At 69.4% G+C, this 12164-nt stretch carries 12 protein-coding genes; 5 read left to right on the forward strand and 7 right to left on the reverse strand.

The genetic code is table 11. The features are described 5' to 3' along the window. The first annotated feature begins 750 nt into the window (after window positions 1-750). On the forward strand, window positions 751-1209 hold the full coding sequence (locus tag ACFYW3_RS34795; protein ID WP_351751877.1) for a lamin tail domain-containing protein: 459 nt from the start codon (window positions 751-753) through the stop codon (window positions 1207-1209). Between the two features lie 253 nt (window positions 1210-1462). Here ACFYW3_RS34795 and ACFYW3_RS34800 read toward each other — a convergent pair whose 3' ends face one another. From ACFYW3_RS34800 to ACFYW3_RS34820, 5 genes are all read right to left on the reverse strand, one after another. Beyond that, window positions 1463-1810: an STAS domain-containing protein gene (locus tag ACFYW3_RS34800; protein WP_389388442.1), complete on the reverse strand. Its 348-nt coding sequence runs from the start codon at window positions 1808-1810 to the stop codon at window positions 1463-1465. After that, the gene (locus tag ACFYW3_RS34805) at window positions 1807-3105 is read right to left on the reverse strand and encodes a PP2C family protein-serine/threonine phosphatase (RefSeq protein ID WP_389388443.1); all 1299 of its coding nucleotides are present in this window, start codon (window positions 3103-3105) and stop codon (window positions 1807-1809) included. Before ACFYW3_RS34805 ends, ACFYW3_RS34800 begins: the two co-directional genes overlap by 4 nt. After that, entirely contained in the window at window positions 3102-3905 is an 804-nt protein-coding gene (locus ACFYW3_RS34810; RefSeq protein WP_389388444.1) for an alpha/beta fold hydrolase, read from the reverse strand. The genes ACFYW3_RS34805 and ACFYW3_RS34810 overlap by 4 nt, the downstream gene beginning before the upstream one ends. Window positions 3906-4006: 101 nt before the next feature. Beyond that, window positions 4007-4312: a DUF2188 domain-containing protein gene (locus tag ACFYW3_RS34815; RefSeq protein ID WP_351759588.1), complete on the reverse strand. Its 306-nt coding sequence runs from the start codon at window positions 4310-4312 to the stop codon at window positions 4007-4009. 480 nt (window positions 4313-4792) lie between these two features. Then, window positions 4793-5371: a TetR/AcrR family transcriptional regulator gene (locus tag ACFYW3_RS34820; protein ID WP_351759585.1), complete on the reverse strand. Its 579-nt coding sequence runs from the start codon at window positions 5369-5371 to the stop codon at window positions 4793-4795. Between the two features lie 110 nt (window positions 5372-5481). Between ACFYW3_RS34820 and ACFYW3_RS34825 the strand changes: the two genes are divergently transcribed. Then, on the forward strand, window positions 5482-6492 hold the full coding sequence (locus ACFYW3_RS34825; RefSeq protein ID WP_389388445.1) for an NADP-dependent oxidoreductase: 1011 nt from the start codon (window positions 5482-5484) through the stop codon (window positions 6490-6492). A gap of 144 nt (window positions 6493-6636) precedes the next feature. Here ACFYW3_RS34825 and ACFYW3_RS34830 read toward each other — a convergent pair whose 3' ends face one another. Continuing rightward, window positions 6637-7515 (reverse strand): alpha/beta fold hydrolase, encoded by an 879-nt coding sequence (locus tag ACFYW3_RS34830; RefSeq protein ID WP_389388446.1) that lies wholly within the window; start codon window positions 7513-7515, stop codon window positions 6637-6639. Window positions 7516-7596: 81 nt separating this feature from the next. Between ACFYW3_RS34830 and ACFYW3_RS34835 the strand changes: the two genes are divergently transcribed. The 3 genes from ACFYW3_RS34835 (at window position 7597) to ACFYW3_RS34845 (ending at window position 10715) form a co-directional block, all read left to right on the forward strand. Further along, window positions 7597-8097 (forward strand): CGNR zinc finger domain-containing protein, encoded by a 501-nt coding sequence (locus tag ACFYW3_RS34835; RefSeq protein ID WP_389388447.1) that lies wholly within the window; start codon window positions 7597-7599, stop codon window positions 8095-8097. Between the two features lie 305 nt (window positions 8098-8402). Then, window positions 8403-10043 carry a sulfatase-like hydrolase/transferase gene (locus tag ACFYW3_RS34840; protein ID WP_389388448.1) on the forward strand — a complete coding sequence of 547 codons (1641 nt, stop codon included), beginning with the start codon at window positions 8403-8405 and terminating at the stop codon, window positions 10041-10043. Window positions 10044-10352: 309 nt separating this feature from the next. Further along, on the forward strand, window positions 10353-10715 hold the full coding sequence (locus tag ACFYW3_RS34845; protein ID WP_389388449.1) for a hypothetical protein: 363 nt from the start codon (window positions 10353-10355) through the stop codon (window positions 10713-10715). A gap of 184 nt (window positions 10716-10899) precedes the next feature. On the opposite strand, the gene ACFYW3_RS34850 is transcribed toward ACFYW3_RS34845, so the two are convergent. After that, entirely contained in the window at window positions 10900-11889 is a 990-nt protein-coding gene (locus ACFYW3_RS34850) for a LysR family transcriptional regulator (RefSeq protein ID WP_351759567.1), read from the reverse strand. Between the last annotated feature and the right edge of the window lie 275 nt (window positions 11890-12164).

A 12164-nucleotide genomic window follows, 5' to 3' on the forward strand; every position in this document is an offset into this window, starting at 1 on the left:
CGCGGACGCTCACCGGGGTCATCCCCGCGGGTGCGGGGAGCAGCGGCGGACCGCTACAGCCTGCCGACCCGCCTGGGGGTCATCCCCGCGGGTGCGGGGAGCAGGGTTGCTGAGCTGCGACGATATCTGGCCCAGTTGCCATTCTGAAGCACTTCTGTTGAATCTGGCATACGGGGTGAATGGTGCACTCGGGCGGCGGGCGGCGGGCGGCGGGCGGCGGGCGGCGAGGCTCGGCGCCCTCGGGTGAAGATCCACCGCACTCGGCCCGGAATGAGAGCGGCCATCCACCGGACAGTCCCCCGTGGCTCGAGCACTGGCGCCTCCGCTGTGATCGCCCCAAGAACCACCGCACCAGCCGCGCTGGTTATCGCTCCGGTCTGCTGATTCCGTTGTTCTGTGCGAAGAATCGTGCAGAACGATTGTTACGGAATTCTGTGCTCCGTTTGGGTGGTGGGGTGGTTGAGTGCGCCTGGTGGTGCGCCGGGGTGCGGTGTTCGCCTGTTCCGTGTGCGCGCCGGGTGGGTGCAACGCTCAGTGAATGTCAGGGGCACGATCACGTGGATTGTGTGTACTGCGCAGGTGAGGGTGACGGAAATGTCCGTGGTCGGTAACCGGCCTCGGTGGCGGCTGCGGTGGGTCGGGGGGCGGGTCGAGAGTGTGGTCCTCGGCTCAACCGCGGGCCGGGCACCCGCATCCGGTATGTGGTTCGTATCGGCGGGTGGACTCCTGTTCTTGAGGGGGCATCACCTTATGTCTGCTTCGTCGAACGTTCGTCGTGTCGCCGCGACCGTCCTCGCCGCCGGCGCCATCGTCTCGGCCGCCGCGCTGCCCGCGACGGCCGCGGACCGGGGCCACCAGCAGCCGCGGGTGGAGATCAGCCGGGTCCAGGCCGACAGCCCCGGACGCGACGACCACTCCAACCGCTCCCTGAACAACGAGTGGGTCGAGATCCGCAACACCACCCGCCAGCCCGTCAACCTCCGCGGCTGGACCCTGCGCGACGCCGACGGCAACCGCTACCGCTTCCACGACATCCGCATCGCCGGCCGCGCCACCATTCGCGTCCACACCGGCGTCGGACGCGACTCCCGTACCGACGTCTTCCAGGGCAAGCGGGAGTACATCTGGGGCAACCGAGGCGACACCGCCACCCTCCGCGACGACCGCGGCCGCACCGTCGACACCGACACCTGGGGCCGCCGCCGCTAACCACGCCACGGCCCGCCGCCCGTGAACGGGCGGCAGCCGAACCCGCGATGATCGTGTGCCGGGCAGCCCACCAGCCGCCCGGCACACACCTGTGCTCAGCGTTCGCTTCCCTGGTGCTGTGGCCGGGACGGAGCAGGGGGGAGGCTTGCTCAAGCAGACGGCCTCGGGCGCTGACCGACACCCTTCCCGCCGTCCATGTGTGGAGCCGAGGGGCGAGGCGTCCGTCCGGGCTCACCGAAGTGGGTCCTGTCGGTCAGCAGGCGGTCCGGCTGGTGGTGGTCGACGTGTCGGAGTGGATGGTGAAGACGCTGTCCAGGCCGACGACGCGCAGGATCCGGGCGGTGTTGGCGGGGACCGCTGCCAGTGCCAGGTCGGCGCCTTGCCGTATGGCCAGGTTGCGGGCCGCCAGCAGGATGCTGATGCCGCTGGAGTCGCAGAACTCCAGTCCGGCCAGATCCAGGAGCAACAGTTGCCCGGCGGCAAGAGCCAGACCGTCGACGGTTCGACGGAGTTCGGGTGCCGTCGCGTGGTCGAGGTCACCGGTGATCTCCAGTACGGGACCGGTGGCGGCGCCTCGGGTGGTGATCGTCAGTGGGCTCATGTCCGGTCTTCACTCGCGGGGGCGGGCAGGGGGGTTGTGGGCGGGGCGGGTACGCCGAGGGCGAGCAGCGCGGTGTCGTCGTCGAGTCCGTCCCCGAAGCCGGCGAGGAGCCCGGTCAGGGCGGTGACCAGTGCCTGCGGGCCGGCTGCGGGCTGGGCCGTCGCGAAGGCGCGTAGGGCGTCCTCGCCGTACAGCGCCCGATCGGGTCCGATGCGGGCCTCGGTGAGGCCATCGGTGTAGAGGAGCAGGGTGTCGCCGGGCCGCAGTTCGGTGTGGGCAGCCGTGAACCGGACGCGGGGCAGGACGCCGATGAGCATGCCGCCGGGGGTGGGGAGGTAGTCGGCGGTTCCGTCGGCGCGCTGGATCAGCGCGGAGGGGTGCCCGCCGGAGGCCAGGCGTACCTCGACGCGATCACTGCCGGCGTGCAGGATCCCGAATATGGCGGTGCAGTAGCGGGGGTCGCCACCGCTGTATCGCTCGTGGAGCACGGTGTTCAACGTGGTCAGCACGTTGACGGGGTCGGGGTCGTGCAGGGCTGCCGCGCGCAGGGTGTAGCGGGTCAGGGAGGTGACCGCGGCGGCTTGGGGGCCCTTGCCGCAGACGTCGCCGAGGAAGAACGCCCACCGGCCCGTGTCGATGGGGAACAGATCGTAGAAGTCTCCGCCGAGCAGGTCGGGGGAGGCGGTGTGGTAGTAGGAGCCGGCTTCCAGTCCTGGAATGGTGGGCAGGGCGGCGGGCAGCAGGTTCTGTTGGAGGACGGCGAGGGCCTCTTGGAGGCGTGCGCGGTCGGCTTCCGCCTGCCGGCGCGCTTCCTCGGCGGCCTGCCGGCCGCGCAGCAGCTCCATCTCGTAGGCGCGGCGATCGCGGGCGTCGAAGACGGTGGTGCGGATCAGCAGCGGTTCCCCGCCACCACCGGTCTTCACCTTCGAGGTGACCAGCACCGGCATCCGCTGTTTGCCGGCAGCCTTGATGTCCAGGGCGATGCCGCTGATCTCGCCCTTCATCCGCAACATCGGGGCGAAGTGCGTCTCGTGGTAGAGCTTGCCGCCGACCGTGAGGAGATCGGTGAACCGCATCCGCCCCACCACCGCGGAGCGTTCCAGCCCCAGCCACTCCAGCAGGGTAGCGTTGATCTTCGCGATGGTGCCGTCCATCAGGGTCGACAGGTACCCGCACGGAGCCTGCTCGTACAGTTCCTCGGCACTGTCCTCCAACAGGGAGGTGAACGCCGCGTCCGTCGCGGCAACGTCCGACCCGCTGTCCGGCTCCTGGTCCTCGTCGAGGCGGCACATCATCGGCGAACCCCTGCGAACTCGACGATCGCCTCGGCGGTGGCTTCCGGTGCGCTCAATTGCGGGCAGTGTCCCGTCGCCTCCAGCGTGACCAACCGGCTGCCGGGGATCGCCGCGTGAACGTACGCCCCCACCTCGCGGGGAGCGATCACGTCCTGCTCGCATTCCAGGACCAGCGTCGGCACCGACACCGCCTTCAGGTCCTCACGACTGTCCGACAGGAACGTCGTACGGGCGAAGACCCGCGCCATGTCCGGATCGGTCGCGCAGAACGAGGTCGTCAGCTCCTGACCCAGCTCCGGCCGGTCCGAGTTGCCCATGATCACCGGCGCCATCGCCGCCGACCAGCCCAGATAGTTGGACTCCAGGGACTCCAGCAGCTCATCGATGTCGTCCGCGTCGAACCCGCCCCGATATCCGTCCTCGTCGATGTAGCGGGGCGAAGGAGCGACCATCACCAGGCGGGAGAACCGCCCCGGCGCCTTCGCCGCGGCCAGCACCCCGACCATGGCACTCACCGAATGCCCCACGAAGATCACGTCCCGCAGGTCCAGCTCCTCGCAGACCTCCAGCACGTCCAGGGCGTAGCCCTCCAACGAGCTGTAGCGCTGCTCGCTCCAAGCCGCCGGCGTCGAGCGACCCGATCCCACATAGTCGAAGAGCACAAGCCGGAAGTCCTCGGCCAGCGCGGGGACGATCAGACGCCACATGTTCTGGTCACAACCGAACCCGTGTGCCAGCAGGAGCACCGGCCCGTCCGTACGGCCCACGACGGTGACGTTGTTCCTGCGACGGATATCCATCCCGTCAGTCTCGCACCCTCCCCACCGGCCCCGGGCATGCCTGTCGACACAGCGGGTGGTCGGGGCGCTCTGTGTTCCAGGGCCCCGATCCACCCACGCCGTCACCTGCTCTGGAAGATGCCTCCGGGTTCCCCCGCCTTGCGTCCACGCTCGTCGGGGGGCGCCGCGGGGGCATCTCCGTAGGTGTACGCGGAGCGGATGTGTCCATCGCGGGCGTGGACGACGACCTGCGCGGGCTGATGCGCCCTGGCGTGGCGGCGTGCGGCGTCGACCGCGTCCTTCTGCGTCCGGTGTGGCTCGTGCAGGAGCCGACGTCCCTCTCTGCCTTCGACCTGCCACTTCACGCCCGCAGCGGCCGCGCGCTCGCCGGACGGTGAGACGTGGTAGACGGTCCGTTTCGCTGTCATGGTCCTTCTCCTCGCCGGTCAGGCGGACTTCGTGGCCTGCCTGTCACGCCTTGGTCGTAGCCGCCCCTCGGTTTCGTGTCGGACCGCCTCGCCCGCGCCGTTGGCTCCACCGCGTCGCTCGCGGTCGTCGGCGCACACAGGTCGGGTCTGTGCACTGCGGGCCGTCATGCGTGCCGCTCCGCGGCCACCGTGGGTGGCTGGTCAGTGGCACGCGGTACTCGGCAGGTCAGGCCGACCTGCAGGGAGTATTCCCGCCCGCCCGGCCGGGGACACCAGCTCGGGGCAGCCGCTGCGCGCCGCCAGGCCACGACCGTCTCACCCTCGGCGCTCGGCCCTCGGCCCTCGGCCATCGGCCCTCGACCGTCGGATGGCTGCTCGGCTGCTCGGCTCTACTCGGCTGCTCGCCGAAGCCGCGTGGTCGAGTCCGCCGGTCCGCGTGTGACGTGTCGACCATGGGCCATGGCCGACAGGGGCCGTCGGTCATGGGCCCGAGTGCGGCGTTCGGCTGCTGTCCTCGCTCGTCAGGATCGCGCTCGCGACAACCTCGAAGAGGCGATCGGAGCGTGGCGCGAGCGAGGGTTGATCGCCGAGCCAAGCGAGCATGGCCACCAGTGCGAACAAGTCGGCTCCATCGACGTCGCTCCGCGCCGTGCCTGCGGCCTGGGCGCGGGTGAGGAGCCGCGCACCGGCTGCGCGCAGGGTGACGCACGAAGCGTGGAGTGCGGATTCGGTGTCCTCGATCGCGGCTGCCATCAGATCGGTGACGCCCCGAAACTCGGTTGTCCACGCGACGCAGTCGCGCAGCCACGAGATCAGAGCGTCTTCGGGCGAGTTCGATGTCTCAAGCTCGCCCGCCTTTGCCGTCAGTCTGTCGAAGCTCGTGCGGAGCAGGGCGTCGAGCAGTGCCTCGCGCGTCGGGAAGTGTCGCAGCAGCGTCGCCAGTCCTACATCGGCCCTGCGTGCGATGTCGCGTAGCGACATGTCGACGCCGTGCTCGGTGATGGCGGTGCCCGCTACTGCGAGCAGGTGGTCGCGGTTCTTCCTGGCGTCGGCGCGCATCTGCCCCTCTTGACTATCCGGATCAGTGGTCCATATATTCGGATCAGTGGTCCACTTATATGGATCACTGATCCGAATAAGCGTATCCCCTGGCACGGCAGGAGAAGACAATGTCGACACACACGATGAGGGCCGTCCGGATCCACGAGTACGGCGGTCCGGAAGTTCTGCGATACGACGAGGTGCCGATTCCCACGCCGGGGCCGGGCGAGGTGCTCGTCCGCGTTCACGCGGCCGGCGTCAATCCCCCCGACCGATACCTGCGCAACGGGCTGACCAGGATTCCGGGGAAGTCGGAATCGGCGGTCAGCCTGCCGGTGATTCCGGGGACGGACGTGTCAGGCGTCGTCGAGGCCGTCGCCGCGGACGTGGACAACCTCGCCGTGGGCGATGAGGTCTTCGGTCTGCTGCGCTTTCCCGGCTTCGACGGCAGCGCGTACGCCGAGTACGTGGCCGCGCCCGCGTCGGACCTCGCACGCAAGCCGGCCGGCATCGACCACGTACACGCCGCCGGGGCGCCCATGGCCGGCCTCACCGCGTGGCAGTTCCTGATCGAGCTCGGACACGATCATCCCTCGCCCTTCCAGGACTCACGGCATCGACCGACGGTGATCGATGCCGATACGACGGTACTCGTCAACGGTGCCGCGGGTGGGGTGGGGCACTTCGCCCTCCAACTGGCGAAGTGGAAGGGCGCACGGGTCATCGCGGTGGCGTCGGGCGCGCACGAATCGTTCCTGAGCGAGCTCGGCGCCGACCGGTTCATCGACTACACCAAGAGTCGCCCCGAGGATCTCGTGCACGACATCGACCTCGTTCTCGACACCGTCGGCGGCCCGGACAGCCGACGCTTCCTGCGCACGCTCAAGCGCGGCGGCGCCCAGTTCCCCGTGCTCCCCGGGGACTTCGACCCGAAGGAGACCGCGGAGCTGGGCATCACCGTCTCCAGCGCCCAGGTCCGCTCGAACGGCGCGCAACTCGCCGAACTGGGCCGCCTGATCGATGCGGGCACGGTCCGCGTCGCGATCGACAGCACGTTCGCCCTCGCCGATGCCCGGGCAGCGCACGAACGCGCCGCCCGAGGACACGTCCAAGGAAAGATCGTGCTCACGGTCGCTTGAGAACGAGCCGTTTCACGGACGCGCCCCGGAGCCCCTCCCCGGGGCGCGGGCAGCGCATCCCGTAGGGCGTGCGCCCCGTCGACCGCGTGACCGGCCGAGGCCCCTGACCCGTACGGCGGATCGTCGCAGTGACCCGCGTGGTCATCAACCGGCCGGGGCGCCGAGCACGCGCGGGCGGAATCGGATGATGGCCGCGGCGACATCGTCCGGGTGGCTCTCCAAGAGGAAGTGACCCCCGTCGAGCAGGAGAATCTCCGCGTCCGGAGCGTCGCGGCGGAACGCCTCCGCGCCGGCCGACGCGAAGATCTCGTCGTTGCGGCCCCAGATCGCGAGGACGGGGACACGGCTCGACCGCAGCCAGTCGTGCACCGCCGGGTAGAGGGCGCGGTTGCCGGAATAGTCGCCGAACAGGGCGAGTTGGGCGCGGTCGACGCCCGGGCGGGCGAGAAGGGCCAGGTCGTGCTCCCAGGCGTCGGGGTCGATCAGGCTGGGGTCGAGTACCCCGTGGGTGTACTGCCACTCGACGGCTTTCCGGCCCAGAGCGGGCCGCAGCCGTGCCTCGTTCTCCGGGCTGCGGTGTGCTCCGTAGGCCCAGATGGGTTCCCAGAAGTCCGGCACGAACCCTTCCTCATAGGCGTTGCCGTTCTGGGAGACGACGGCGAGGACCGCTTCCGGGGACGCCAGCGCGAGTCGCCAGCCGATGGGCGCGCCGTAGTCCTGTACGTAGATCGCGTAGCGGTGCACGCCGAGGCCGGACAGGAAGCCGCGCGTCACTTCGGCGAGGGCGTCGAAGGTGTAGGGGAAGTCCGTCACGCTGGGCGCCGACGAGCGGCCGAAGCCGATGTGATCGGGTGCGATCACCCGGTAGTGACCGGCCAGCGCCGGGATCAGGCGCCGGAACATGTGGGAACTCGTCGGATAGCCGTGCAGCAGCAGTAGGACGGGGGCGTCCGACGGTCCTGCTTCCCGGTAGAAGACGGTCAAGCCGTCGACGTCCATGGTCCGGTGATGAACGGCAACCATAGTAACCCCTTAAAGTAATTTAAACGGTTAGGCTATGTTGATCATGCTCAGAACCGTATGGCTTGTCAAGGAGAGTGAGTCGTGGCCGAGGACGAGGAACTGCTGCTCACCGTTCTCAACAGCGCGCCGGTGATCGACGGGCTCCCCACGGACGCCCTCAGCGAGCCCGGGGCGGCGGACTGGCTGCGAGCGCTCGGAGGGAGCGGCACGAAAGGCGAACGCGACGGCCTGCGCCATGTACGGGACGCGCTGCAACTGCTGATTCGGGGGACGTCCTCAGATGTCAGCAGCCTTGCCCGCGCCCTCGACCGGGCGCGCCTTCGCCCCGCCGTCTCGCCCGCGGGCGTGTCCTGGCAATTGGAGGCGGCGCCCGATGAGGAGGTCGCGGTCCGTGTCGTACTCGCATGGTCGCGCGTCACCACGGAACTGCCGGGACGGCTACGGGCCTGCGCGAACGAGGAGTGCAACTTGTTTCTCATCGATCGCAGTCGGCCCGGGACCGCCCGGTGGTGTTCCATGGCGGTGTGTGGCAACCGGATGAAGGCGCGAACCCACGCGCGCAAGAGACGCTTCGAGGAGTGATCGCCCGAGCGGCCCGTACTACGGCCACCACGTAGTCGACCAGAACCGGTTTCCTCGGCATTGCCTGCGATCGCCCCTGCCCGTGCTCGCGCTGTCGGCAAGCGGTCGAAGCCCTGACGCGCTACGGGCGGACCGGCCGATCAGCCGTGGTTCTCTCACTCTGACGGGTGCCCGCTGCCGCGTCCGGGCGGTGACGGCCGCGCGATCGGAATACCGTCGGCCCGGAACAGCGGGAAGGCAGGAGCGGGAGGCCGCCCCGGGTCTGGGTGGGCATGTGTGGGACCGGCTCGAAGGACATGGTGACCATGGCGCGTCGTCCGAACATCCTGATGATCGTGACGGACGAGGAGCGTTTCACCGTTCCTCGTCCGGAGGGCTTCGTGTTGCCGTCGCGTGAGCGGCTGGCTGCCCGAGGCGTGAGTTTCGAGCGGTACTACGCCGCCTCGGCGATGTGCAGCTCCTCACGATCGGTGATCTACACCGGGCAGCACCTGCCCATCACCCGGATCTACGACAACGACAACATGCCCTACATCTCCCCGCTCGACCCGAAGCTCGGCACACTCGGCACGATGCTCCGCTCGGCCGGATACCACTGCACCTACCAGGGCAAGTGGCACCTCTCGAACGCCTACGTCACCCCGCAGAATCCGGGCTCCACGACCGACGCGCTGGAGCCTTACGGATTCTCCGAGTTCAACGACTGGGGGGACATCGACGGAGGCGCCTGGGCCGGGCTGAAACTGGACCCCGTCATCGCGGGCCAGGCGGTGCGATGGCTTCGCGACCGGGCCCCGGTCGTCGCCGCGGAGCAGCCCTGGTTCATGGCGGTCAACTTCGTGAATCCGCACGACATCATGAGCTTCGACTACGGCGGTTCGCCCTCGGTGAAGCTCCCGCCGGGCCTGGCGCACGCGGTCGTGGCCAAGGCGGCCGCGGCGATTCCCGTGTACGGCCGCCGCTGGGACTTCGATCTCCCGGCAACCCTGCATGACGATCTGTCGGGCGCGGCGCCGGCGGTGGCGGAGTACGCACGCATGCTGGACACGGTGTTCGGTCCCGTGGCCGGCGACCGGCACTGGTACGACGGCCTGAACTTCTACCTCAACTGCCTGCGCGACGTGGACCGCAGCATCGACGTCGTGCTCGACGCCCTCGAAGCGTCCGGGCAGGCCGATGAGACCGTCGTGGTGTTCACGTCCGACCACGGGGAGATGGCCGGCGCGCACGGCCTGCGTCAGAAGGGCAACCTCGTCTACGACGAGAACTTCCACGTCCCGCTGATCATCTGCCACCCCGACATCCAGGGCGGCGCACGCTCCGGCGCGCTCGCCTCCGCGGTCGACCTCGCGCCCACACTGCTCGCGTTCGCCGGCGTCGACTCGGCCGACGTCGCCTCCGACTTCCCCGCCCTCAAGGGCAAGTCCCTGGTGCCCGTACTGGAAGGCGGGACCGTCCGTGACGGGGTCCTGACGGCCGTCGAATCGATCGTCACACTCGACGCCGCGTTCTGGTTCGAGTTCACCGACCCCCAAACCCCCCAGCGGATCGCCTCGGGCGCACTTCGCCCCGACTGGAACAAGCGCGGCTTTCTGCGTGGCTACACCGACGACCGGTACACCTTCGGCCGCTACTTCGCACCCCTGCGCCCCAACCGGCCCACCAGCACCGAGAGCCTGTTCGCCGACAACGACATCGTGCTGTACGACCGGGAACAGGACCCCGGCGAGACACGCAACCTCGCGGCCGACCCGGCCAACAGCGATCTGGTCACCCGTTACAGCACGCTCCTGGAGAACCTCATCGACTCGGAGATCGGAACCGACCAGCGCGCCTGGGTCACCGAACGCCCCCACCTGCTCGGCTGGCCCACCTGGCGCGGTGACACCAACCAGCCGATGCCTTCGGGAGCCGCCCGCGTCCCGGCGGGGGAAGCGGACCACTAGTCGAGCCGGCCCCTCAGGGCCGGCTCGTGTCCGACCCTGAGGGGCCGGGGCCAGGGCCGCGGGTCTGACTCTGGCGAATCGGTGCCGAGCCAGGAGGAGCCGATGTGCGCGTGTGGCGCGGCCGAGAGGCCCTGTGACCCCTAGGCTGGGCTGGTGCACCGCCTTCTCCGATGGCCTCGTAGGTCCGACCACACCAGATCGGCATCGCAGTCCGACCAGGCCGGGGCCGTCTACGGGTCCCTCCTCGCGGCTTCGGTGATCGTCACGGCCAGCGCGATCGGTGGTTCCCCGCGCGGCCAGGTCATTGTGATGATTCTCGTGACGGGCATCGTCTTCTGGGCGGCCCACGTGTACACGAACCTCGCCGGTGAACGGCTGGTGGGCCGACCCGTCGGTTGGGCCGAGGCACGAAGGGCCGCACGGCGCGAGTTGCCCATCGTCGAGGCGGCCGTGCTGCCGGCGGCTGCTTTGATGGTGAGCCCGCTCCTTGGACTGGGGCCGAGCGGTGCGGGCTGGCTCGCGCTGGCGGTCGCGGGAGCGCAGCAGTTCTCCTGGGCCCTGTTCGGAGCCCTGAACGCCGGTGTGTCCCGTACCCAGGCAGTCGTCGAGGGCCTGGTCAACCTGGCCTTCGTCCTGCTCATCGTGGCGGCGAAGGCGACTCTCGGCCACTGACGGGTTCGCCCCGAGCCTCGCCGTCCCGGCTGCGTCCACCGGTTCTCATGTCCATGTGGCAGCAGCATTGTGGTGACCGCCGTAGCGATGGCGCCCGGTTCCCGCGCTCCCCGGGGACCTCGACGGAGAAGGCCGTGAAGCCGGGCGTCACCGTACCCGGCGCCAAGGTTCGCAAGGACGGCGCTCAGCTTGTGGTGCGGATCCCCGGAGCTGCCGGCCGTGCGGTAGGTGGTCGCCTGGACGTGCCGGTGAGGCGGCCGGACGAAGACGGGGGCACCCCCCGGTCGGCCAGCGCGGCTCGCGCCAACCCGCGCAGCCAGGCGTGGGCGTGGTCGGTGTCGTAGCGCTGATGCCACGACAGGTATATCGGTGCCGCCGGCAGTTCGAGCGGGAGGGGAAGCACGGCCAGGCCGAGGTCGGCGACCGCGGACCGCGTGGTGGCCTCGGGAACGCTGATCAGGAGATCGGAGCCGCGCGCGAACTCCAACGCCGCCGCTTCCGTGGGCGCGGTCGCCACTACGTTGCGCGTCAGGTCGAGCAGCGCGAGGGCGTCGTCGAGGGCATTGCCGAGGTTTCCACGTCGCGAGACGGTGACGTGCTCAGCGGCGGCGTACCGCTTCGCGGTGACGGTCCTGATGCGGGTGAGGGGGTGACCCTGCCTCACGACGACGACGAGGCGGGTCTCGCCCACCTTCTCGGCGCGAACGTCCGGTGCGCTCGGGAGGTTGGCGTTCGCCTCCAGGTCGACCTCCCCGCGCCGCAACCCGGGTGTGTCGGTGCTCGATTCCGCGACGAAGCGCAAGCGCACGCCCGGCGCCTGTGCGCGTACGTCCGCGAGCAGTGTGGGGCCGCTCAGGGCGACCAGGGAATCGTGCCAGCGCAGTGTGAAGGTGCGCTCCAACGTCGCCAGATCGAGTTCACGGCTCGGCGCGAGCACGCCCTGGACCTGGTGCAGCAGCTCGTGCACCTGTTCCCGGACGGCGATCGCATACGGAGTCGGGGTCATCGTGCGGCCGGTGCGCACCAGGATCTGATCCCCGGTCGCGCGCCGGATTCGGCCCAGACTTCGGCTCATCGCGGGGGCGGTGACATGCAGACGTGCGGCCGCCCCGGCCACACTTCCCTCTTCCAGCAGCGCGTCGAGCGCGGTGAGCAGGTTCAAATCCAATTGCATGTGAGTAATCCTAGCCGTGCTTTACATGCAGTTGAAGTTAATTGAGGGGCTCTATACCTTCGAGACGAGAGCACGGGACGGAACTCCTCACCCGGCCTCATCACCCCTCTACACAACGGGAGTACCACCATGTCCGAGACCCTTCAGACCACCGATGTCGCCGATGTCGCCGCCTCGGACGCCGACCTGCTCGACCAGACCGTGATCGCGGTGCGAGCGGCCGGTTCGGCGCTGCGCGAGCGCTTCGGCGAGGTGGTCCACCACCAGACCCGCGA

Source organism: Streptomyces sp. NPDC002602, assembly GCF_042889445.1.
Taxonomy (GTDB): Bacteria; Actinomycetota; Actinomycetes; order Streptomycetales; family Streptomycetaceae; genus Streptomyces.